Source organism: Crocosphaera sp. UHCC 0190 (assembly GCF_034932065.1).
Taxonomy (GTDB): domain Bacteria; phylum Cyanobacteriota; class Cyanobacteriia; order Cyanobacteriales; family Microcystaceae; genus UHCC-0190.
Genome location: NZ_JAYGHP010000005.1, coordinates 46504 through 71268, shown reverse-complemented (window position 1 = coordinate 71268; position 24765 = coordinate 46504). Strand labels below are relative to the sequence as shown.

19 protein-coding genes are annotated in these 24765 nt (G+C 39.3%); 15 read left to right on the top strand and 4 right to left on the bottom strand.

Annotation, left to right across the window (positions count from 1 at the left end; genetic code table 11):
- Positions 1-25 precede the first annotated feature (25 nt).
- The 3 genes from VB715_RS09535 to VB715_RS09525 are packed head-to-tail and all read left to right on the top strand — an operon-like array spanning position 26 to position 3115.
- Positions 26-994 carry an alpha-E domain-containing protein gene (locus VB715_RS09535; protein WP_323300970.1) on the top strand — a complete coding sequence of 323 codons (969 nt, stop codon included), beginning with the start codon at positions 26-28 and terminating at the stop codon, positions 992-994.
- A 12-nt stretch (positions 995-1006) separates the two neighbouring features.
- Positions 1007-1882 carry a transglutaminase family protein gene (locus tag VB715_RS09530; RefSeq protein WP_323300969.1) on the top strand — a complete coding sequence of 292 codons (876 nt, stop codon included), beginning with the start codon at positions 1007-1009 and terminating at the stop codon, positions 1880-1882.
- Positions 1883-1900: 18 nt separating this feature from the next.
- Entirely contained in the window at positions 1901-3115 is a 1215-nt protein-coding gene (locus VB715_RS09525; RefSeq protein WP_323300968.1) for a M20 family metallopeptidase, read from the top strand.
- A gap of 257 nt (positions 3116-3372) precedes the next feature.
- Here the strand turns inward: VB715_RS09525 and VB715_RS09520 are convergent, their stop codons facing one another.
- A complete protein-coding gene (locus tag VB715_RS09520; RefSeq protein ID WP_416336925.1) occupies positions 3373-5262 on the bottom strand; it encodes a fatty acyl-AMP ligase in 1890 nt (629 codons plus the stop codon).
- A 262-nt stretch (positions 5263-5524) separates the two neighbouring features.
- Between VB715_RS09520 and VB715_RS09515 the strand changes: the two genes are divergently transcribed.
- The 6 genes from VB715_RS09515 (at position 5525) to VB715_RS09490 (ending at position 14070) form a co-directional block, all read left to right on the top strand.
- Entirely contained in the window at positions 5525-7309 is a 1785-nt protein-coding gene (locus VB715_RS09515) for a fatty acyl-AMP ligase (protein WP_323300966.1), read from the top strand.
- Between the two features lie 144 nt (positions 7310-7453).
- Positions 7454-7720 carry an acyl carrier protein gene (locus VB715_RS09510; protein ID WP_323300965.1) on the top strand — a complete coding sequence of 89 codons (267 nt, stop codon included), beginning with the start codon at positions 7454-7456 and terminating at the stop codon, positions 7718-7720.
- A 33-nt stretch (positions 7721-7753) separates the two neighbouring features.
- Complete coding sequence (locus VB715_RS09505; protein ID WP_323300964.1) at positions 7754-8203, top strand: DUF29 domain-containing protein; 450 nt, start codon at positions 7754-7756, stop codon at positions 8201-8203.
- A 101-nt stretch (positions 8204-8304) separates the two neighbouring features.
- Entirely contained in the window at positions 8305-12276 is a 3972-nt protein-coding gene (locus VB715_RS09500) for a beta-ketoacyl synthase N-terminal-like domain-containing protein (RefSeq protein WP_323300963.1), read from the top strand.
- 97 nt (positions 12277-12373) lie between these two features.
- Positions 12374-13495 (top strand): type III polyketide synthase, encoded by a 1122-nt coding sequence (locus VB715_RS09495; protein ID WP_323300962.1) that lies wholly within the window; start codon positions 12374-12376, stop codon positions 13493-13495.
- Positions 13496-13551: 56 nt separating this feature from the next.
- A complete protein-coding gene (locus VB715_RS09490; RefSeq protein WP_323300961.1) occupies positions 13552-14070 on the top strand; it encodes an isoprenylcysteine carboxyl methyltransferase family protein in 519 nt (172 codons plus the stop codon).
- A 101-nt stretch (positions 14071-14171) separates the two neighbouring features.
- Here the strand turns inward: VB715_RS09490 and VB715_RS09485 are convergent, their stop codons facing one another.
- On the bottom strand, positions 14172-14876 hold the full coding sequence (locus VB715_RS09485) for a PEP-CTERM sorting domain-containing protein (RefSeq protein WP_323300960.1): 705 nt from the start codon (positions 14874-14876) through the stop codon (positions 14172-14174).
- Positions 14877-15310: 434 nt separating this feature from the next.
- On the opposite strand from VB715_RS09485, the gene devC reads away from it, so the two are divergent.
- The 3 genes from devC to VB715_RS09470 all read left to right on the top strand — a co-directional run bounded on the left by devC (position 15311) and on the right by VB715_RS09470 (position 18612).
- Positions 15311-16480: an ABC transporter permease DevC gene (gene devC, locus VB715_RS09480; RefSeq protein ID WP_323300959.1), complete on the top strand. Its 1170-nt coding sequence runs from the start codon at positions 15311-15313 to the stop codon at positions 16478-16480.
- A 111-nt stretch (positions 16481-16591) separates the two neighbouring features.
- Positions 16592-17938 carry an ABC exporter membrane fusion protein gene (locus tag VB715_RS09475; RefSeq protein WP_323300958.1) on the top strand — a complete coding sequence of 449 codons (1347 nt, stop codon included), beginning with the start codon at positions 16592-16594 and terminating at the stop codon, positions 17936-17938.
- On the top strand, positions 17935-18612 hold the full coding sequence (locus VB715_RS09470; RefSeq protein WP_323300957.1) for a DevA family ABC transporter ATP-binding protein: 678 nt from the start codon (positions 17935-17937) through the stop codon (positions 18610-18612). The genes VB715_RS09475 and VB715_RS09470 overlap by 4 nt, the downstream gene beginning before the upstream one ends.
- A gap of 7 nt (positions 18613-18619) precedes the next feature.
- Here VB715_RS09470 and VB715_RS09465 read toward each other — a convergent pair whose 3' ends face one another.
- Positions 18620-21760: a DEAD/DEAH box helicase gene (locus VB715_RS09465; RefSeq protein WP_323300956.1), complete on the bottom strand. Its 3141-nt coding sequence runs from the start codon at positions 21758-21760 to the stop codon at positions 18620-18622.
- Positions 21761-22109: 349 nt separating this feature from the next.
- Entirely contained in the window at positions 22110-22958 is an 849-nt protein-coding gene (locus VB715_RS09460; RefSeq protein ID WP_323300955.1) for a pentapeptide repeat-containing protein, read from the bottom strand.
- Positions 22959-23153: 195 nt separating this feature from the next.
- On the opposite strand from VB715_RS09460, the gene VB715_RS09455 reads away from it, so the two are divergent.
- The 3 genes from VB715_RS09455 (at position 23154) to VB715_RS09445 (ending at position 24731) form a co-directional block, all read left to right on the top strand.
- Positions 23154-23441 (top strand): LapA family protein, encoded by a 288-nt coding sequence (locus tag VB715_RS09455; RefSeq protein ID WP_323300954.1) that lies wholly within the window; start codon positions 23154-23156, stop codon positions 23439-23441.
- 17 nt (positions 23442-23458) lie between these two features.
- A complete protein-coding gene (locus VB715_RS09450) occupies positions 23459-24136 on the top strand; it encodes a response regulator transcription factor (RefSeq protein ID WP_323300953.1) in 678 nt (225 codons plus the stop codon).
- A gap of 91 nt (positions 24137-24227) precedes the next feature.
- Entirely contained in the window at positions 24228-24731 is a 504-nt protein-coding gene (locus tag VB715_RS09445) for a DNA recombination-mediator protein A (RefSeq protein WP_323300952.1), read from the top strand.
- Positions 24732-24765 lie beyond the last annotated feature (34 nt).

Sequence of the window (24765 nt, the reverse complement as noted above, 5' to 3'; positions counted from 1 at the left end):
TATCAATTTATTATTCAGAATTCCCATGTTAAGTCGTGTTGCAGATTCAATTTATTGGCTAAATCGCTACATTGAACGAGCAGATAATGTGGCTCGTTTTGTAGATGTTAACCTCAATTTGATGCTAGATTTGCCCCCAGGTGTAACCCAACAATGGCAACCATTAGTATTCACAACAGGAGATCTAAAACTATTTTCTGAAAAGTACGGTAAAGCCACCGCAGAAAATGTTATTCATTTCCTTACTTTTGATCAAGACTATTCTAATTCTATCCTATCTTGTTTACAAATGGCGCGAGAAAATGCCCGTTCTGTACGGGAAATTATTTCCTCAGAAATGTGGGAAGAAGTGAATCGTTTTTATCGTCTGATTATCGAGGCAACAAAACATCATCCTCAATCTGCTCTCCCCAATTTCTTCACCCAAGTAAAACTTTCTAGCCATCGTTTTGCAGGGGTAATGGATGCTACCATGACCCATAATGAGGCATGGCACTTTGGACACATGGGAAGACTTCAAGAAAGGGCTGATAAAACGGCTCGAATTCTTGATGTAAAATACTTCTATTTATTGCCTTCTGCGGAATGGGTAGGAACTCCCTTAGATCAAATTCAATGGATCGCTCTTTTAAAGTCTGCTAGTGCTTATGAAATGTATCGAAAACGTCAAAGACGTATTTTGCCAAATAATGTGGCAGAATTTTTGATTTTAAACCGAGAGTTTCCCCGATCTATCTATTTTTGTTTGCGTCAAGTACAGCAGTCTCTTCATCAAATCACAGGAACGCCATTAGGAATTTGGAGTAATTCTGCCGAACGCTCCTTAGGCCGTTTGTGTTCTGAATTAGCTTATACTGTGATTGATGATATCATAGAAATTGGATTACATGAATTTTTAGATCGGATTCAAAACCGTGTTAATACTATCGGTGAAAAAATGGGGGAAACCTTCTTTGTGACTGATCTTCCTCAACAAGTATCTATTCAAAAGTGAGTATTAATTTAGGTGCGTTATTCTATTCATCATCAAACTATTTATACCTATAATCAGCCGGTATTTCTTAACCCCCATAGTCTGAGAATGCGGCCTCGTTCTGATGGTTGGCAAAATCTATTAAACTTTTCATTATCAATTACTCCAATTCCCAAAGAAACTGCTGAAATTGTTGATTTAAACGGCAATAATTTGATTCAATTATGGTTTACTTATCCTACAGAAATATTAACTATTAATATCAGATCTGAGGTAGAAACTTATACTAATAATCCCTTTAGTTATTTATTAGAATCTTGGGCTGTAAATTTACCGATTGATTATCCAATTTCTTTATTTAATCAATTGCAACCTTATCTTGATTTTTACAATAAAATTCCTGATCCTGTCATTGTTCAATTAGCCCAAGAAATTCTACATAAAGTCCAAGGCAATACCTTAAATTTTTTGTCAACTTTAAATCAAAAAATTCATGAAAACTGTCACTATGTAATTAGAGAAACTGGGGAACCTTGGCAACCTGGAATTACTTGGAAAAACCAACAAGGATCTTGTCGAGATACTGCCTTATTATTTATGGAAGCCTGTCGCGTGGTAGGGTTAGGAGCAAGATTTGTCAGTGGCTATCAAGAAGGCGATCGCCATCAAGAACAAAGAGATTTACACGCTTGGGTAGAAGTCTATTTGCCAGGAGGGGGTTGGCGCGGTTATGACCCCACTCATGGCTTAGCTGTAGCCAATGGATATATTGCCTTAGCCGCTAGTCCCGTCCCCCAAGGGGCCGCCCCCGTAACCGGAGAAATTACCCCCGTTAGACCCATTGTAGAGACAAATCAGCCCCCAGAATCAGCGATCGCCGTTCATCTTTGTATCGAACATCATAATTAATCCTAACCCTAGTCTCCCATGATTTCTAATTTTCCTCAATTATCTTCTCTTAATTTATCCCAAATTCGCCTAGAAATTTGCAATCTTCAGGGGCAATTCGTGCAATGGCGACGGCACTTACATCAACGGCCAGAATTGGGTTTTCAAGAAGAAATCACAGCCGCTTTTATTGCTCAAAAATTAGAAGCAATGGGCATTCCCCATCAAACAGGCATTGCCAAAACGGGAATTATTGCCATTATTAAAAGCCCTCATCCTGGCCCAGTTTTAGCCCTTCGTGCTGATATGGATGCCTTACCAATCCATGAAGAAAATGAAGTGTCTTATCGTTCCCAACATCAAGGAATGATGCACGCTTGTGGTCATGATGGACATATTACTATTGCCCTAGGAACTGCCTATTATTTATGGCAACATCGTCAAGATTTTCAAGGCACAGTAAAAATCATTTTTCAACCGGCTGAAGAAAGTCCAGGGGGTGCTAAACCCATGATCGAAGAAGGGGCGTTAAAAAATCCTGATGTTGATGGAATTATTGGACTACATTTATGGAATAATTTGCCTTTAGGAACCATTGGAGTCCGCAGTGGCCCTTTAATGGCGGCCGTTGAATGTTTTCGCCTCAATCTCTTTGGAAAAGGCGGCCATGGGGCAATGCCTCACCAAACAGTTGATTCTGTAGTGGTTAGCGCACAAATTGTTAATGCTTTGCAGTCTATTGTTTCTCGTAATGTGAACCCGATTGATTCTGCGGTGGTAACAGTGGGGGAACTTCATGCGGGAACGGCCTTAAATGTGATTGCTGATACAGCCAGAATGAGTGGAACGGTGCGTTATTTTAATCCTGAATTTGAGGGGTATTTTGGCCAGAGAATTAAGGAAATTGTTGCCGGAATTTGTCAAGGTTATGGAGCTAATTATGAACTCGATTATTGGTGTTTATATCCCCCAGTGATCAATGATGAAAAAATGGCAGAGTTGGTGCGTTCCGTGGCCTTAGAAGTGGTAGAAACCCCCGCAGGAATTGCCCCGACTTGTCAGACAATGGGAGGGGAAGATATGTCCTTCTTTTTACAAGAAGTCCCAGGATGTTACTTCTTTTTAGGGTCAGCTAATCATGAGAAAGGGTTAGCTTATCCCCATCATCATCCCCGTTTTGATTTTGATGAGACAGTGTTATCTTTGGGGGTTGAAATGTTTGTGCGTTGTGTGGAAAGATTTTGCTGTGGTTAAAATGCTCGCAGGCTGAAGCCTGGAGTTATACCAAATCCCGTTATCAAAATAGATTAACGTAGAGACGTTGCCTGCAACGTTTCTACTGGGTTTTGTTGGTTTTAATAACTCTACTTTCTAAAGCGGATTTGGTATTATAGGAACGAAGCCTGCGTAGGCAGGCTCAAATATTAATAATTCCTTGGATGGCCCGCGCAGGCGGGCATAGCCCAACCCAAAGCGGGTTAAGGCGTTTTAGAGCATGAAATCGCCCTGGGTTAATGGCTATCGTAAATAATATTTAAAGTTTCTTCTAGAAAACCTTGACGACAGGCATACCTTTGAATTTTTCCACTGGAGGTTTTGGGAATTGTGCCAACCCTTAATAAAAGAACACGATTAACTTGTAACCCATGATGTTTAGCAATTGCTTGTTTAATACTCCTGACAATTGTCTCGAAAACGGGAGGTTCTGAGAGTTCAGCCTCAAACCCTGGATCAACTGACTCTTGAGCGCAGCGATCGCTTGACATCCGTTTTTCTTGTTCAGGGGAAACAGCAGAAGATTGTTGACGACGATTATGATAGCGGCGTTCAACCTCAGCCACAATGATTAACTGTTCTTTACCATTGACTTCAGTGGTAAAGGCTGCGCTGCGATGACTGATTATTCCCAGATGACTTTCTTCGGCTGTTAATTCAAGATCTTGGGGATAGTGGTTACGTCCCCGAATAATGAGGACATCTTTGAGTCTTCCCGTGACAAATAACTCGCCGTCATCTGAGATAAAGCCTAAATCTCCTGTTCTCAAAAAGGGACTGGCCTGAGTATCTGAGAGATAAGTGTTAAACGTTTCTTGAGTCTTTTGGGGTTGTTGCCAATAACCTTGAGCCACACTCTCTCCTGATACCCAAATTTCTCCTACCTGATTCTTGTCACATTCAGTTAAAGTATTAGGGTCAACAATTTTCACGATTTGTCCTAAGCATTCTCGACCACAACCCACTAGGGTTCTTGTTTTGCCTTGTTCAGCAGGAGCATCAATCACCCGATTTTCTTCTAAAGCTTTTTCATCAACGGTTTTGAAGACAGGGAGTTGAGATTTGATGCCACCAGTAACAAATAAAGTAGACTCAGCCATACCATAGCAGGGATAGAAAGCCTCTTTACGGAAACCAGAGGCGGCAAACTTCTGGGCAAAGGCTTCTAAGGTTTCAGCCCGAATGGGTTCAGCCCCCGTAAACGCCACTTCCCAACTGCTTAAATCTAGGGTTGCCAGTTGTTCAGGAGTGACTTTCTGAACACATAAATCATAGGCAAAGTTGGGGCCACCGCTAGTGGTAGCACCATATTGGGAAATCGCTTGTAACCAACGATAAGGCTTTTGGAGAAAGTCCACAGGAGACATTAACACACAAGGAAAACCGACATATAAAGGCTGTAAGATGTTGCCGATGAGTCCCATGTCATGAAAGAGAGGTAGCCACCCGACACCGCAACTAGAGGAAGTATGGCCAAATCCTTGTTCAATAATTTGTAGATTATGAAGAAGATTTCCATGACTGACCATTACCCCTTTGGGACTTCCGGTTGAACCGGATGTATATTGCAAGAAAGCTAGGGAATTACGGGTTATTTCGGGAGGATACCAGGCTTCTGCCAGTTTTTCTTCGTAATTATCCGTAGTAAACCAGGTTAGTGCGGCTAAGTCTGGTGTGTTAACAAAATGTTTTTCGACGTTTTCTAAGATATCGTGGGTTGTTAATGCGAGTGTTGCCTCAGCATTTGCCACAATTGATTGGAGTCGTGATAAGTTTTGGTTACGTTTGGGAGGATAAAGCGGAACCGGAATAACACCAGCATACAAACAGCCAAAAAATGCGGAAATAAACTCAATTCCTGGTGAATATAACAGTAAAGCCCTTTCTCCGGCAACTCCTAAAGATTGCATTTTTGCAGCAATATTTCTAGCTTGTAAATCTAAGTCTTGATAAGTTAAGTTGACTAATTCTGTTTCTCCATTTTGTAAAAATGTATAAGCTTTTTGTGTCGATTGATTGATTGCTCTCCATCTCAGAAGGTCTAACAGATTTGATGGAGACTCAATATTATTGTGTGGAGAAAAAAGATTAGTAAGGTAATTAACTCTCTTAAATGTAGAAACCATAATCGTAGAATAATCAATTTCTTCTTTATCCAAATTTAACCTCTTTACAGACTTTTTTAGATCCGAAATATTGCGTAACTATAAAAAATGATAATAGGTATTATCAGGTAAAGATCATGAGATACATATTAGTAAATATAGATGTTCTCTGTGATTTTCGCAATATTTAGTCATTTTTACCCTCACGAGTTTTTTACTTTTTCCATCCATCATCAGACTCAACCCTGTTGAACCCTAATTCTGATGTGAGACGTGAAAAATCATGTATCAACTGCAACAACCCCCCTTATTAACATTAACCCCTAGAGAAAGTTTAGTCAGTCTTCTTAAAAAAAGAGCCAGATATCAACCATTGCAAACTGCTTACACCTTTTTAGAGCGGGGTGAAGCAGAAGAATTTTCCTTAACTTATGAAGAATTAGATAGAAAATCTAGAGAGCTTGGAGCTATTCTCTACGAGCTTGGACTGCAAGGAGAACGAGCTTTACTGATGTATTCTCCTGGATTAGATTTTATTGTGGCATTTTTTGCCTGTTTATATGCCGGGGTGGTTGCGGTTCCCGTTTATCCACCTAGACGCAATCAATCCCTTGACAGATTACAAGCCATTATTGCTGATTGTCAAGCCAAAGAAGTATTAACTACCAGTGTGATCAAGAGTAACTTAGAAGAAAGCTTAGAACAATATCCAGAATTATCGGATTTAAAGTGGTTAACGACAGATAATCTTCCCAAACCCTTTAATCAGGATTGGAAATTACCTGAAATTCGTCAAAAAGATCTTGCTTTCCTACAATATACATCGGGTTCAACCGGAAACCCTAAAGGCGTGATGGTCAGTCATGGAAATCTTCTTCATAATCTACAAATTATTGAACAAGGATTTGGCCATACTTCCTCTAGTTGCGGTGTCGGGTGGCTACCTCTCTTTCATGACATGGGACTCATCGGCAACATCTTACAGCCTTTATATGTGGGTTTTCCTTGTGTGTTAATGTCCCCCGTAGACTTCCTACAAAAGCCCTATCGTTGGTTAAAAGCGATTTCTGATTATCGTGCTACCACTAGCGGTGGCCCTAACTTTGCTTATGATTTGTGTGTTCAGAAAGTGACCCGCGAACAAATGGAAACCTTAGATTTAAGTAGTTGGGAAGTGGCTTTTACGGGGGCTGAACCCATTCGGGCTGAAACCTTGGAAGCCTTTGCTGATAAGTTTGGACCCTGTGGTTTCCGTAAAGAGGCTTTTTATCCCTGCTATGGAATGGCTGAGGCGACTTTATTGATTACAGGTGGCAAGAAATCTCAAGCCCCCAGACTCAAAACTGTAGACGAGAAAGCCCTAGAAGAAAATCAGGTGATTGAAGTTTCTGCACAACAACCAAATAGTCGAAAATTGGTTAGTTGTGGGCGAGAATGGTTAGGACAAAAAGTGAAAATTGTTGACCCTAATACTTTAATTGAATGTGACAAGAATCAGGTAGGAGAGATTTGGGTATCAGGGAAGAGTGTAGCCCAAGGTTATTGGCAACAACCCCAAAAGACTCAAGAAACATTTGATGCTTATTTAGCAGATACTCAAGCAGGGCCGTTTTTACGCACAGGAGATTTAGGGTTTCTGGCAGAAAATGGGGAGTTATTTGTCACAGGAAGACTCAAAGATGTCCTCATTATTAGGGGCCGTAATCATTATCCTCAAGATATTGAATTAACAGTTGAACAAAGTCATCCAGCATTAAGAGCGAGTTGCGGTGCTGCTTTTGTTGTGGGAACGGTTGGAAACGAACGACTCGTCATTGCCCAAGAAGTCGAGCGAACCTATTTACGCAAGATAGATATTGATGAAGTCGAGAGATGTATTCGCCAAGCAGTTGCCAAACATCATGGGTTACAGGTTCATGAAATTGTGTTATTGAGAACAGCAACCATTCCCAAGACTTCTAGCGGCAAAATTCAACGTTATCGCTGTAAAGAGCAATTTTTAAACAATATGGTTGAATGTGTACAATCTGTTAATTTAGCAAGCATGAATCTGGACAAAATTGCCTAAAATTCTTATCTCATTAAAAGTATTGACTCATAAGAAGATCCAAAAATGTTAGGATTTCTAATAGAGCTATGATGAAACCTCAAAAAGTTACTTTTTTCAAAAGTTGGGTTTTTTCTAGCTAAATACTTTAGAAAGTTAGAATTTATGAGCCAAAATACCTCAGAAAAACACCCTGGCTACACTGACATTGAAAATTGGCTAGTTTCTTATTTATCTCAACTCCTAGAAATTGAGCCAAACAAGATCGATACTCAGGCATCATTTAATGAATATGGGCTAGATTCTTCAGCGGCCATTGTGTTAACAGGAGATCTTCAAGAATGGTTAGGACAAAATCTCGATCCCACTCTCTTATTTGATTATCCAACGATTGAGGCTTTGGCAAACCATATTGTTACAATGATAGAATGACTAATTATCATCTTATCAATTAGGAGAGTCTTGATGACTACTGAAGTAATCCCTAAAGAACTTTACGTTCAAAATTATCCTCTCTGGTTGTCGAAAACTTCGGAATCGCTCCGTTCTGGGAATTTTTCAGCCCTAGATATAAAACACTTGATTGAGGAATTAGAAGAAATGGGTGGGTCCCGCAAAGACGCATTGGAAAACAATTTGATTGTTGTCCTAGCCCACCTGATTAAATGGAAATACCAACCCGATTATCGTTGTGGAAGTTGGAGAGGGAGCATCAAGGAGCATCGCCGACGTATCAATAAAGCATTAGGGAAGCATCCAGGACTCAAGCCTTATTTTAGAGAAATCTTTTTAGATTGTTACTTTCCCGCGAAGGAGTGGGCTGCCGAAGAAACCGGATTATCCCTAACAAGTTTTCCTGAAAGCTGTCCCTTTACTCCAGAAGAAACCCTAAATCCCGATTATTTGCCTGAGTAAACTACCCCAACTAATTGTAAAGATTAAGTAAAGTGACAAGTGTTATTGATCAGTAAATCTGGGGAATACTCAAAATATAGCGTTTGGAGAACAAGGTAATTTTGGAACCTATCGCCATCATCGGTCTAAGTTGTCGTTTTCCCTCTGCCAATGATCCCCAACATTATTGGCAACTATTGCGTAATGGCATTGATGCAATTACGGAAGTACCTCCAGATCGTTGGGATATAGAATCATTGTATGAGGAAACTCCTGCGACCCCAGGCAAGATGAATACAAAGTGGGGTGGTTTTTTAAAGGAAATAGATGCTTTTGATGCAGAATTCTTTCGGATTTCTCCTCGTGAAGCTGAATATATTGATCCTCAACAAAGACTATTGTTAGAAGTGGCTTGGGAAGCTCTAGAAAACGGGGGTTTAATCCCAAAGGAGCTTGCTGAAAGTCAAACAGGGGTTTTTGTCGGTATTAGTAATAATGATTATGGTAGAGCATCCCTACAAGATATCTCTAAAATAAGTGCTTATAGTGGAACCGGAAACGCATTGTGCATTACAGCCAATCGTTTATCCTACCTGTTAAATTTAAAGGGGCCTAGTTTAGCCATAGATACTGCTTGTTCCTCATCCCTCGTAGCAGTTCACTATGCTTGTCAAAGTCTACGGCTTCAGGAATCAGATTTATGTTTAGCGGGGGGCGTTAACCTAATTTTGTCCCCAGAAGGCACAATTATCTTTTCTCAAGCTCGCATGATGGCATCCGATGGCCATTGTAAAACCTTTGATGCCAGAGCAGATGGCTATGTTCGCGGCGAAGGATGTGGCATCGTTGTTCTAAAAAGGCTTTCAGACGCGCTACGGGGTGAAAATAAGATTTATGCTGTGATTAAAGGCTCGGCAGTTAATCAAGATGGCTTAACGAATGGTTTAACAGCACCTAATGGCCCATCTCAACAGGCAGTCATTCGTCAAGCTTTGAAAAATGCGGGGGTTAAGGCGAATCAAATCAGCTATATTGAAGCTCATGGGACAGGAACCCCTCTGGGTGATCCCCAAGAATTTAACTCCTTGAAAAAGGTTTTGATGGAAAATCGTCAACCGGATCAACCCTGTTGGATTGGATCTGTTAAAACCAATATTGGCCATTTAGAATCAGCGGCCGGTATTGCAGGTTTAATCAAAGTCGTTTTGTCCCTGCAACACCAAGAAATTCCCCAGCATCTCAATCTTCAACAACTTAATCCCTATATTTCAGTCGAAGGAACGCCTCTAAGAATTCCTCTCCAGTGTGAACCTTGGGAAACACCCTCAGAAAAACGCCTCGCGGGAATTAGTGCTTTTGGGTTTGGGGGAACCAATTGTCATCTGATTGTTGAAGAAGCCCCTCAGACATCAGAAACCCTTGACGCTCAATCATCATCCCAAGAACGTCCTTACCATCTGTTAACCCTCTCAGCCAAAACTGAACCAGCTTTATTAGAGATGGCGAATCGTTATCAAACATTTTTGGCATCCCATCCTGATATTTCTGTGGCCGATATTTATTTTAGTGCGAATACAGGGCGATCGCAGTTTGAACATCGATTAGCCATTGTCACCGACACTTCAGAAGACTTACAGCGAGAATTAGCCGCCTTTGCACATCAAGAAGAAAGCAATGGAATCTCAGGGATAGTAACGTCTCGGAAAGCTCAGAAAATTGCCTTTTTGTTTACTGGCCAAGGATCACAATATGAGGATATGGGGCGACAGTTGTATGAAACTCAGCCCAGGTTTCGAGAAATTTTAGATCGCTGTGACCAAATTTTGCGTCCCTACTTAGATAAACCCCTACTAGAGATTCTTTACCCTAGGGAGGGGCAATCATCTCCCATTCATGAAACGGCCTACACACAACCCGCCCTCTTTGCCCTCGAATATGCTTTAGCTCAATTATGGCAATCTTGGGGCATTAAACCTGATGTGGTTATGGGTCATAGTGTGGGAGAATACGTCGCCGCTTGTGTTGCTGGTTTGTTTAGTCTGGAAGATGGACTGAAACTGATTGCCCAGAGGGGACGCTTAATGCAAGCATTACCTCAAGATGGGTCTATGATGGCTGTTCTCGCTGATGAAACCAAGGTTAAAGCTGTCTTGCAACCCTACGGTCAAGAAGTAGTCATTGCTGCTTACAATGGGCCACAAAGCATCGTGATTTCTGGTTTATCTGAAGTCGTTACGGAAGTACAAGCAATCTTTGAATCTGAAGGCATTAAAACAAAACCCTTACAAGTTTCTCATGCCTTTCACTCACCCGCGATGGAACCGATGTTAGAGGAATTTCGCCAAATTGCCCAAGAAATTACCTATCATCAACCCCAAATTAACATTATTTCTAATGTGACAGGACAACTGGCCAGCCAAGACATAGGAACGCCTGAATATTGGTGTCTTCATATCCTCCAACCTGTAAGATTTGCTGAGAGCATGGAAACCCTGGCGCAACAGGGCTATGAAGTGTTTCTAGAAATTGGACCCAAACCGATTCTGTTAGGAATGGGTCGTCACTGTTTACCAGAACAAGCACAATTATGGCTTCCGAGTTTGCGTCCAGAACAAGAAAATTGGCTACACATATTGAACAGTTTGGCCATGCTTTATGTTAGGGGAATTAATATTAATTGGTCTAAATTTGATCAAGATTATGTACGTCGTCCCATCTCCTTGCCTACCTATCCCTTCCAACGAAAACGATATTGGTTAGACACTGATTCTTCTAAAAAGTTAACCCCAACTGTCTCAACCAGTAACTTAGTCCATCAAATATTATTACAGCAGTTACAAACTGTCGGCAATTTTTCAGATAAAGAGGTGAAACTGTTACCCAGGTTAGTTGATGTCTTACTCACCCAAGCGCAACCTTCATCACCGTCATCTTCAGTCATTGAGAAAAACCAAAATTTATCTACATCCACTGAGTCATTCCCAGAAACATCTAAAACTGACACAAAACCAAGTCAAAGCTTGACCAAAACTCAATTACTGCAAGCTGATCCTCAAGAATGTCAAGAATTGCTTCAATCTTACCTTGGTAAACTGTTAGGAAAAGTTACGAAAATTCCTGCCAATCAAATTGACTGGCAACAACCTCTATCTAGTTTAGGAATTGACTCTTTGATGGCAACCGAAATCAGAAAAGAGCTAGAAATGACTCTAGAAATAGCCGTTCCTGTGGAATATTTCGCCGCACTGACCATTGAGCAGTTTTTTGATCAGGTGCTGCATCTGATTACCAGTCAAGCTACTCATAGAGACTCTGAACCAGAATTAAACAGAGAAAAGCAAACCCAACAAGATTTATGGTTTCCTTTTTTGGATAAAAATTCTCAACCTCGTTTACGTCTCTTCTGTTTTCCCTATGCAGGTGCAGGGGCTTCAATTTTTCAATCTTGGTCAAAATTCTTTCCGTCTGACATCGAAATTTGTCCCGTTCAGTTACCTGGTCGAGAAAATCGAGATCAAGAACCTCCTTTTACGGGACTAAAACCTCTAATTCAAACCTTAGTTCCTTTAATTTGTCCTTATCTTGATCGTCCCTTTGCCTTTTTTGGTCATAGTATGGGGGCCTTATTAAGCTTTGAATTAACCCGTGAACTTCGCCGACAGAACAAGCAAAGTCCTGTTTGTCTATTTGTTTCGAGTAGTCGCGCTCCCCAAATTCCCGATTTTGATGTACCGTTGCATCAGTTAGGAGATTCTAAATTTAAAGAAGCTCTCCAGAAATTCCAGGGAATTCCCGAAGAAACCCTCAAAAAAGCTGAATTTGATCAACAATTTCTCCCCATTTTACGCGCAGATTTTGCCCTCATGGAGACGTATTTGTATGGGTCTGGTGATCTTCTGAATTGTCCCATTTATGCCTTTGGAGGGGTAGATGATAGGAAAGTTAGTCAAAAAGATCTTGAAAGCTGGAGTCAACAAACCAGTCAAGATTTTAGGGTAAAGATGTTTTCCGGTGAACATTTCTTTTTTCAGAAAGAACAACCAGAAATGTTACAAATTGTTTGGCAAAAAATTTCTGAGTATATAGATTCTTAGACCAAATTAGGGAATACTTTAGATTAAGTAGAGTCTTTTTACGATTTACCCCTATCATTGCTGCACCCACTAACCCTAGTATAGAGTTTCTAATATCATGACTTTTATCGTTAATACTGCTGTTGGTTTTCCGGCTCACTATTATCCCCAGGAAGTGTTAGCCAATGCACTCCGTAAATACTTCCTGGTAAAAGAGCTAGATTTTGATTTAGATACGATTGATCGTTTCTTCACTAACGTCTTGATTAAAGGACGTTATTTTATGTTGCCCCTGGATTCCTTTTTTGAACCCCCTGGAATTGAGGAAAGTATGAACGCCACAATTAAAGCAACTGTTGACCTGGTTGAAGAAACGGTCTGGAAATTGCTCAAAAAAACCGCCCTCGAACCCACAGATATCTCTCAGTTAACCGCAACTTCTCTCATTCCAGCAGTTCCTGGTATTGATGTGCGACTAATGAACCACATTCCTTTTTCTCGAAACATTAAAAGAATGCCCCTCGCTAGTGTCGGTTGTATGGGGGGGGCTTTTGGGGTTGCTCGTGTCGCTGATTATTTAAAGGCCTATCCCACAGAATCTTCAATTCTGGTTGCCTCAGAGCCTTCTTCTTCCCTCTGGCAAGGATCACTACAACGGGATTTATGTTCGATGGTTCGCCGTTTACCTAATGATCCTTCCCAATATAGTGACATTATCATGACCATTGTGACGGCGGCCTTGTTTGGTGATGGTTCGGCTGCTGTCTTAATGGTTGGTGATGATCACCCTTTAGCACAAGCTGGTTGTCCCAAAGTCGTTGATAGTCGCTCAATGGTGTTACCAGATACGGTTCACTTAATGGGAATGGATGTGGTTGATACCGGAACTCGTAATATCCTGCGGCCAGAAGTTTCTGATTATGTCAGGGTGGGACTCAGACAAACCATTGATCCTCTCTTAGAAGCTCATCATCTCTCCATTGATGATATATCCCGTTGGTTGGTTCATCCAGGGGGACCAAAAATTATTAATGCGATCGAAGATGAGTATGGTCTTGATGAACAGGCTTTAAATCTGAGCCGTGAGGTATTAGCTGAAGTGGGCAACCTTTCATCTCCGACTATTCTCTATATCTTAGATAAAACTTTATCAGCAGAGCAACCCCCATCAGGTTCTTATGGTTTGATGATCGCTATGGGGCCAGGTTTCTCTCAAGAAGTCATTCTCTTGCAATGGTAAGCTTTTGTCTTTAAGTTTTGACATTCTCAATTCTTGAAATCGGATGAAAAACAATCATGGTTACTCGATGGATTTTTGTCGGCATCATTATCTGTGTCATATTACAACGACTGTTTGAACTCAGAATTAGTCAACGTAATGCCACTGAAATCTTAGCCCAAGGAGGTCAAGAATATAGCGATAATTTACTGGGTGTCGTTAAAATTCTACAGGTAAGTTGGTGGGTAGCCATGATTGCAGAGGTATGGTACTTTGATCGTGCTTTTATTCTCTCTCTGGCCGTTATTGGGTTAATAGCAACCATTGCCGGACAAGTTTTGCGTTATTTGTCGATGCAAGCATTAGGAAACCGTTGGACATTGGCAATTATGACGATTCCAGGTTTACCTCTTGTGGATACCGGAATTTATCGTTATTTACGACATCCCAATTGGTTAGGGGTGATTTTAGAAATTTTTGGACTTCCTCTGATTCACAATGCTTACTTAACAGCAATAGTGTTCAGTCTTGCTAATGGTTTATTAATGATTCAACGAATTCAAACAGAAGAAAAAGCTCTTAGTGATAATTCGTAACTAAACTGGCTTTAATGATAGTTGACAGGAACAAAGAAAACCCACCTCTTCTTTAAAAAGGCGAGTATTTCTTAAATTAACTTGTGATTAACTTAAGATGACTATTTGTTTTTGCGCTTACGATTTAACAGAGTTCCCGCACCAGCAAAAGCAGCTAAGCTGACTAAAGCACTGGGTTCAGGCACAGCCTCTGCTCTTAGAGTGAAAGTACCAGATTGGGATGAGGTTATTCCCTCAGGGCGTTGTGCTAGTTCTATAATGTCTTCGGGAGCTAACCCAATAAAGGTAGCAGAAATTGTTCCGGAACCGTTGAAATTAGCAATGTCACCAGCAGTTTGCTTAAACACACCTGCGAAATCAAAACTAATTGTTGTTCCCGTTGCCGTTGTTGTAAATACAGGACCAAAAGCAGTAGTTAAGTCAAATACACTATCAGGAGCAGCCACCCCATCGAGATTCAGGAAAGTAGTGATAGGAATTGCTACTGGTGCATTAGGAGCAAGGGGGAAAGGAAGAGACACATCCTTGATAAGACCTGGTACGCTACCAAATTCGGCAAAAGCACCTGTTGCTAAATCGACATCATATTGTCCATCTGCACCAAAACCGTCAGGGATGAAGTCGAAGAACGCTGTGCCACCAACAATTTTTACGTTAACACCATTACCTGATCCTGGAATAGAGCTAAAAGCATAAACATCAGTGAAAGGTCCACCAATAGGAGGTCTGAGATCAGCCGCTTGTGAAGAACCAACTCCCATGACGAGGAGAGATGTTGCTGTCGCAAAAGTTATAGCTTTGTTCATAATAATTCTCCCAAAAAATATAGGGAATGAGTGTTTATACAGTTGACATTTTAGTTGATATATTTTGATACGTCAATATTAATTTTTATGGGGTATATTTTTTATCTTTTTGTCCAACTTGGGGCAATTAAAATAATCTAATGTTATAGGTTTTATGGCTATTAATTGATATAAATTGCCGTAAAAAGCTTAAAATCCCATTATTTCTAAGTTTTTTAAAAAGCTGTAAAGATTAGCTTCGATGACATATATATAAAGTTTCTACTTTTGTCTATTTTTGGGCAAGTAAAATAGGATAATGGTATATATATATTTAGACTCACTCACGCCAAAGTACACACTGTACAGTCTAGTATGATTGTAGGGTGGCTATAGTTGAAGATACAAAAGAGATAAAGATGCTACCTTTGAGTTCATGGATGCGTTTAAAGGATATGATTTTTAAAATTCCGACAGCTGGGCTACAACTTAGACACCAAAAAACGCGGCTATTAGTAGCACTTGCTGGCGTGATTTTTGCGGTTGTCATAGTTTTTGTCCAATTTGGATTAAAACACAGTTTATTTGAAAGTGCTGTGCGCTTTCACCAATCATTACAAGGAGATGTTTTTTTAATTAGTCCCAAATCCAATGCCTTAATTGCGATGGAATCCTTTAATAAGAAACGTTTATGGCAATCCTTGGCTTTTAAAGAAGTTGAATTTATTAGTCCCATTTATCTAGGCTTTGCCCAGTGGCAAAATCCCCAAGACAAAAAATATTGGCGGAAAATCTTTGTAATTGGCATTGATGCAAGACGCTCAGTGTTAAATCTGCCAGGTATGCAAGAAAATCGAAACAAGTTAAAAATTCCTGAAAATATCTTGTTCGATCAAAATTCTCGGTATGAATTTGGTTCAATTATCTCGTCCGTCAAAGAAAAGGGGAAAGTAGCGACCCAACTCACTCAGGCTGGTCAAACAATCAAAATTGATGTGGTAGGTTTATTTGAATTAGGAACTTCTTTTGGCGCAGATGGGAATATTGTCACCAGCGATGTTAACTTTTTGAGAATTTTTAATAAACGTCCTCAGACTGCTATTGATGTGGGATTAATTAAATTGAAGCCTGGTGTTAACAGGGAAGAATTTGCTCGTAAACTCAGAGCATACTTACCCAAAGATGTAAAAGTTTTATCAAAACAAGAATACATAGAATTTGAGCAAGATTACTGGAATAGTAGTACAGCCATTGGCTTTATTTTCAGTTTAGGCATTGTTTTAGGGATTGTTGTCGGTGTTGTTGTTGTTTATCAAATTCTTTATAGTAATGTATCAGAACATCTCTCCGAATATGCCACCTTGAAAGCGATTGGTTATCGTAATAGTTATCTGTTATCCATGATTCTCCAGCAAGCTACCTTTATCGCTGTTTTAGGCTATATCCCCGGATTTTTGCTCTCGATAATTATTTATGAGGTGGCGAAAAAAGCGACTTTTTTACCCATTGCCATGACAGTTCAAAGAGCAATTTGGGTGTTTTTTTTAACCCTAATCATGTGTTTTATCGCTGGAGCAACAGCTATCAAAAAGCTGAAAGATGCTGATCCGGCCGATATTTTTTGACGACCCTTCACCACTTTTTGACAAAATTGTAGTTAAATATGAATTTTAGGGAATTCTATAGATGATGCGGTCAACTCAATCCCTATCGTCAGAAACCCAGGAGAGCTACTCATGTTAGGAAGCCCAGGAAAGTCCTTGTATCAAGGCAAGCTAGAAAAGACAGAAAACCAAAAACGTCCTAAATTCCTCTGGCTACTTGCAATTTCTGGATGGGGAGTTTTGTTAACTGGTGGTGTTGTCTTTTATGCTGTTCCTCTCATGCGCCAACAAATTGCCCAGTCTTCCCCCTCTCCCCTATCCTCAGAGAGTCCAGAGCCTTCTAGAGTCGCTGCATTAGGTTATTTGGAACCCAAAGGAGAAACCATTAAAGTTTCTGCACCTGCTTTTCAGGAAGGAGCGCGGGTTACTCAATTGCTGGTGCAACGGGGTGATCAAGTTAAAGCAAATCAAATCATTGCTATTCTTGATAGCCGCGATCGCCTACAATCAGCTTTAGAGCAAGCCAAAACTCAGGTTCAAGTTGCCCAAGCTAACTTAGCCAAAGTAAAAGCAGGAGCTAAACAAGGGGATATTAACGCCCAAAATGCGAGATTTATGGGAACCAAAGCGGAGCTAGAAGGACAAATTGCGGTACAGCGATCTAGCATTGCTAATTTAGAAGCCCAATTACTCGGAGAAAGAAATGCTCAAAAAGCTACCATTGAGCGATTAAAGGCAGAATTACGCAATAACACTACGGAATGCCAACGCTATCAAACTTTAAATCAAGATGGAGCGGTTTCCGTACAAGAATATGATCGGGTATGTTTGCAGCAAGAAATTACCCAAAAACAAGTACAAGAAGCCAATGCTAATCTTCAACGCATTATTAGCACCTTACAAGACCAAATTAATTCAGCTAAAGCCAATCTAAATCGTACCATCACCACCCTTCAGACACAAATTGCAGAAAACCAAGCTATGCTTAGTGCTGTTTCTGAAGTGCGCCCCGTCGATATACAAGTTGCTCAAAGTGAACTTGCCTCTGCCCAAGCTGCGGTGAAACAAGCTGAAGCTAATTTAGCGTTAGCCTATGTAAAAGCCCCTAGAGCCGGTCAAATCTTAAAAGTTCAGACTTGGCCAGGAGAAATGGTGCAAAATCAGGGCATTGTTGAATTAGGGGAAACGGCGCAAATGTACGTTACCGCAGAAGTTTACGAAAGTGACGTGATGCGAGTACGCCAGGGACAAGCTGTAACAATTACGGCTGATGGGGTAGTAGAAGAATTACAGGGAACTGTTGAAGAAATTGGCTTACAGGTTGATCGACAAAAGGTCTTAGGAACTGATCCAACGGCTGATGCAGATGCTAGAGTAGTGGAAGTTAAAATCCGCCTCAATCCTGAAGATAGTCAACGGGTTGCCCAATTAACCAACTTACAAGTAAATGTCATTATTGACAGTTCTGAAAACCGATGAAACCTGTTATTGCCATTCATAGTCTTAATCATTTTTTTGGTAAAGATAGATTAAAAAAACAAGTTTTATTTGATATTAATTTAGAGATTAATCCAGGGGAAATTGTGATTATGACAGGCCCCTCTGGTTCAGGCAAAACCACATTACTCTCCCTAATTGGAGCCTTACGCTCAGTGCAACAGGGCAGTCTTCAAACCATTGATTATGAACTTAACGGGGCCAAGGAAGATAAATTAGTTAATGTGCGTCGTTATCTGGGCTATATTTTTCAAGCTCATAACTTATTGCCCTTTTTAACTGCTAGGCAAAATGTACAAATGTCTATCGAATTACATGACCATATTAGTAATCAAGAGGCGATCGCTAAATCGGAAGGGATGTTACAAATGGTAGGGTTAGGGGAACGGGTAAATTATTATCCCGATCAACTCTCAGGAGGGCAAAAACAACGGGTGGCGATCGCTCGTGCCTTAGTGAGTCATCCTAAATTAGTATTAGCAGATGAACCCACTGCTGCCTTAGATAGTAAAACAGGGCGCGACGTGGTTGATATTATGGAAAGGTTAACGAAAGAACAGGGATGTACTATTTTATTAGTCACCCATGATAATCGTATTTTAGATATGGCAGATCGGATTATTCACATGGAAGATGGCCATTTAATTAATTCGTAAGTCAATTCTAATCATCAATAATAGAATCTCGATCTAATAATAATAAATTCCGTAACTGATCCGTATCTAATTCCGTTAACCATTGTTCACCCGTATCAACAGTTTGTTCTGCTAATTGTTGTTTACTTTCTAACATTTCATTGATTCTTTCTTCTAAGGTTCCAGTACAAACAAATTTATGTACCTGAACATTACGTTTTTGTCCTAAGCGAAAAGCGCGATCAGTCGCTTGATTTTCTACCGCAGGGTTCCACCAACGATCAATATGAAAAACATGATTAGCGCGGGTTAAATTTAATCCTGTTCCTCCAGCTTTTAAGGAGAGAATAAAAATCTGGGGTCCCTTGGGATCATTTTGAAACTGATCAATCATTTCTTGTCGTTTTTCTCGACGAGTTGCCCCATATAAAAAGAGAACATCTTGAGAGAATTTTTTCTTTAAATAGGGTTGTAACAGTTTTCCCCACTCCGAAAATTGGGTGAAAATTAAGGCATGATCTCCTTCTTCGATAACTTCTTCTAACATCTCTTCTAATCTTAACAATTTTCCTGATTTTTGTCCAGAGTCTAAAGCTTTTTCTTTTAAAAAATGACCTGGATGGTTACAAATTTGTTTTAATTTTAGGAGTAAACTGAGAATTAATCCCCTGCGTTGAATTCCGGTTTGTTCCTCAATTTCTATGAGAGAATTATCGACTAATTGCTGATAAAGTTTAGCCTGTTCCGAAGATAAACCACAAAACACTGTCATTTCCTGTTTTTCAGGTAAATCTTGAATAATATCTCGATCCGTTTTCAATCTTCTTAAAATAAAAGGACGCACTAAAGAGCGCATAATTTGTAAAGATTCTTTATCCCCATATTTTTCAATTGGGGTAGCAAAACGACGGCGGAAAAATTGCTGCGTTCCTAGAAATCCTGGGTTAAGAAAATCAAGGATTGACCATAATTCTATCAAACGATTTTCTACAGGAGTTCCTGTTAAAGCTACTCGAAATTGTGTGGATAATTGACGTAATGCTTGAGACTGTTTTGCTTGAGGATTTTTAATATTTTGCGCTTCATCTAAGACAATGCCTTGCCATTCAACCTGTTCAAAACTTTTGAGATCTCGATAAATTAAGGCGTAACTTGTAATTACTAAATTTTTCTTGTTAACTGCTTTGAGAAAGTCTTTACCCTTACTTCTTTTATCCCCATGATGAATTAAAGTAGAGAGGGTTGGTGCAAATTTTTTCACTTCTCTTTCCCAATTATTTAAAACTGAAGTAGGGCAGACAATTAAGGTGGGTTTTATTAACATATCTTCGTCTTTCAAATATAAGAGAAATCCTAAGAGTTGAGGGGTTTTTCCTAATCCCATATCATCAGCTAAACAAGCTCCTAAACCCCATTTTTCGAGAAATGCTAACCAACCAACTCCTCGCTGTTGATAAGGTCTTAATTGCCCTTTAAAACCGGGTGGATTTTCAATTGGTTTTATGGATTCATTGTTATTGATACTATTAATTAATTGCGCTAAATCTCCCGTTGTTTCAAAGTTGGTAACAGGCAATTTAGCTAACATTGAGTTATCTCCTGTACTGAGGCGTAAAGCATCTTCAACTGATAATTGAAGCGGTTCATAAGATTGATTTAAAATAGTTTGTGCTGCTTTAACATCCGTCGGTTGTAAGGCGATCCATTCTCCATTAACTTCCACTAAAGGAGATTTTTTTGCTAACAATTTTTCAAAGTCTTTCTGAGAAATTTTTGTCTCTCCAATGGCCAAGTTTAATTGATAATTTAGTAAACTTTTTAGGCTAAGTCTTTCTCCTTTTTTCGCTTCAACTCCTGCGGTTAAACTGATACCTAAACGCTTTTCTTCTACCCCCTTAGCTAAACTTGGAGGCAGCATAACTCCTAAACCATTATCTTTTAAAGTTTCAGCAATTGAGCGAATAAATTCATAAACTTGAATCGGATCTAATTGACAAGAGGTTGGAGATGCTTCTTGTAAGCTTTCTTTAATGATAAAATACAATCGTGAAGCTAATCCTAATCCTTTTAATAGGGTTTCTTGAGGATTTTCTATCGTGCGATTTTGCCAAACTAATTGTTTAACAGGATGTTGCCATATTGTTTGGGCATCAATAATAAATTCAGCATCATCTAACGCTTGTAAGCAATATTTTAACGTCCAATTTATATCGCCAGAATTTGGTAGATTGGAGGGGGGAATTTCTAACTTGAAACAAACGCGAAATTGATTGATTCCTAGTTTATTTTTACTCGGAGTAATGAGATAGTCATCAAGAGAAGATGTCCAATTATTTAAGGCATTACTTAGCCGTTTAATGTCTGTGTCTGAAGCAACAATTTTTGAGGATGATGTTGTCAGAGACTGTAACCATTTTTGAATAAAAATATTAGGGGTAATTGATAAGGGAGAAAATAGACGAATTTGATGATCAATGATGGTTGATAAAAAGTCAAGAATTATGGCTTGTTTTTGCAGTAATAGTCTTTCAGATACTAAAGTTAACTCATCATTTTCTAGACAAGCTATAGGCATAAGTTGGGTAAATTTAGCTAACTGTGCCTGATCAATTACACTGTCAAGTAAAGGATACCATAAACCTTGAGAGTTTCCATTTTCTTGAGGGAGAATTCCTGGTAAATATTTACCCCTACTCAACAGATCAAGACTCCAACGATAAAGGTGTGTCCAAAACTTTAGATCTTGACCAATATAATTTTCACTATTGTCTGAAAAAGCTAAGGGTAACTGACTCAAAAAATTAATTGTTTCCCCGACATTAAGATAGATTCCTTCTAGTTTCCACTGGTTTAAAAATACCGTTTTTTTTCGCTTTTCATCCTCTAATAATTGGACGGAAAACAAAGGAATAATTTGCTTTTGCTTAGGAATTTTTTGACTTGGTAACGTAATAATGATAGAATCCCAATTTGCTTCTTTTGGTTGATTAATTTTAATATTTTGAGTGTTTAAATAAGCAAAAAATTCTAATTTATTTAAGCCAAAAGGATGTAGATTAATAACATCATCTGAATAACTTTCTAAGGATAAAGTTCGCCAAGTTTCCCCCCAAACAAACAAATTGCTTTGATGATTATTTTTAAGCCAAATTCCATGTAAAGTAGACATAATTTTCCTGTTTGGGGAATCTTTCGGTTAAATGATAACAGTTGATGGAAATTGAAATTCTATCCTTCCCAATAAATTGTTATCGATAACTCATAGATCACAGTTTGAAGGTAGACGTTTACAGTTAAAGCTATTGTATCATTTTTACTGCTTTTTCTGCTGATTCCTTTTTATTTTCTCCTGTTCCCTGTCCCAAAGCTATAACTCTAAAGAGTTTAGCTATACAAACAACGGTTGCCTACGCAACCTATAACTTTATTATTATTATCAAAGTAAAGGGAAAGAATATCTAATCTAAATTTCTTTGATTATTTCTTTCCCCAATCTCTAATTAATCTCCATAAAAATGTTAAGAGGCATTAGCAATAATGAGGGTTTGATCAGCTTTTTTTAATTGATTAATTTCATTGATCAACTGAAATCGTTCCTCAGATAAGTCATATAACTGAACTTTTAATCTGGTGTTTTCTAGGCGTAGTTTTTCAATTTCTTTGGTCATTTCTTGAAAATTTATATCTGTTTCTTTTCTGGAAAATTCTGCCGCAGTTGAAATCGTTTTTTGCCTTAATTTGCCGTCAAAATTTTCTCGTTTTTGAGATAATTTATCAAGAGTTTTTTTAGTGTTTTTGTTCAGATAATTAGCCGAAAAATCAGCAGAATAAACTGGCATAAATCGAGAATCTTCAGAGGTCAATTTTAGTCCCTGAGTTCCTGTTAAATCTGAACCAGAAAAATTCGCATCTTGTAGATTTGCGCCCGTCAAATTTGCGCCCGTTAAATAAGCATTGCTGAGATCAGCTTTTTCTAAGTTAGCATTTTTAAGATTAGCATCAACTAAATAAGCCTCAATGAAATAGACTCCATAGAGATTTGCTTTGCTTAAAAAAGCTTGACTAAAATCAGCTTGTGTGAGATAAGAATAACTGAGATCAGCTTCATCAAAGATCCCTTCAAAACAAATAGCAGAGGTAAAATCACTATGACGAAGATTTGCTTTAGTTAAACGCGCACAACTTAAATCAGTCCCATAAAAAATAGCCTTTTCTAAGTTAGCACCGATCAGATTTACGCCTCTTAGATTATGATTACTTAAATTTGCTCCTTGGAGATCGGGGATAATTTCAGGGTTTTGTTTACGCCACTGATTCCAAGCTTCTAAATGACTGGTGAGGAGAGCGAAATGTTGTGGGTTTGCCATGATAATTTTGGGTTAGGTTACATTACTCAATGCCATATATTTAAGTATCTTATTAAAAGGCGGTTAAGAAGGTGATACCAGTCTCAGGTTGGGATTGATTTAGATCACAGTGTAAGCGTAAAAATATCCAAATCTGCATCATCAGCAATCATTGATTTAGGAATTTTCGCGGTCATTTATATTACAATAGTGATTATGCTTAAATTGCTGACTAATTTTATGGTTGCTGGGTTGATTGCTTTTTGGTTAGGGGCGATCGCTATTTTTTCGATTCAAAATATTACTGCTGTTTCCTTAACCTTTTTATTATGGCAATCGATTAAACTACCCATTGGGGTTTTGCTTGCTTTTTGTGTGAGTGGCGGTTTTATCTTAGGAGCATTATTACCGATCCTGTGGCAACCCCTAAAACCCAAGGGAAAACGACGTTTATCGAGGGAAACTCAATCCTCAAATGATTTTGACTTTGACTTTGATCAATAAAAACGAGGCAATAACCCATGAGTAACGCCCATATTTTAGTCGTTGAAGATGAAGCCAAACTTGCTCAATTCATTGAGTTAGAATTAAAATATGAAGGCTATCAAATTACCGTGGTTAATGACGGTTTATCAGGTTTAACTACCGCCAGAGAAATTAACCCTGACCTAATTTTATTAGATTGGATGTTGCCCGGTATTTCAGGCTTAGAAATTTGTAAACGCCTCCGCCAAACAGGGAGTAAAGTCCCTATTGTGTTAGTCACTGCTAAAGATGATATCAGCGATCGCGTGGCAGGACTCGATGCGGGGGCCGATGATTATATTGTAAAGCCTTTTAGTCTCGAAGAATTACTGGCCAGAGTGCGGGCCCACCTGCGACGTAACCAAGACGATAACCCAGACTTACTGCAATTTGAAGATTTAAGCTTAAATCGGAATACCCGTGAAGTTTATCGAGGCAGTCGTTTAATTGAACTCACCGCCAAAGAATTTGACCTTCTAGAATATCTTATTACTCATCCGCGCCAAGTGCTAACCCGTGACCAAATTTTAGAAAGAGTGTGGGGTTATGATTTTATGGGAGATTCCAATATTATTGAGGTTTATATCCGCTATTTACGCTTAAAACTAGAAGCAGAACAAGAAAAACGCCTTATTCAAACTGTGCGCGGTGTAGGGTATGTATTGCGAGACTGAGACAAAATTATAAAAATTTGACAAGAGAGAGTCCATAACGAAGCGAGGTTTGCTAGAATAACAGGCGGTCATTCAGCCCAAGAGAGAGTCTTTGAGTCAATCAGTTGATATTCCTACCCTAGATACGTTGGCGCAGGAACTCGCTGCTATCCAGCAAACGGGTTCAAAACGTATTGCCTTATTAGGTTCGCGCCATGTCCCGATCACTCATCAACAGTTAATTGAAATGATGAGTTATGCTTTGGTTTTAGGTGGTAATCGTTTGATGACATCCGGTGCCACAGGAACCAACGCAGCCGCGATTAAAGGGGCTATGCGAGCCGATCCTAACCTGTTGACAGTCATTTTACCCCAAAGCCTGACAAAGCAGCCTAGAGAGTCTAAAGAGCAACTAGAACAGGTGATTCATCTGGTGGAAAACCCAGAAAATGATGGCTTATCTTTAGGGGAAGCTAGTGCTATGTGTAACCGAGAAATTATTACTCGTTGTCAACAGTTAATCTGCTTTGCCTTTCATGATAGTCATACCCTATTACAAACCTGTGCGGAAGCAGAAGAACAACGAAAATTGGTGACGTTATTCTATTTTGATTAACGGTTTCACCTATGAATAACCTAACAAAAGAAAA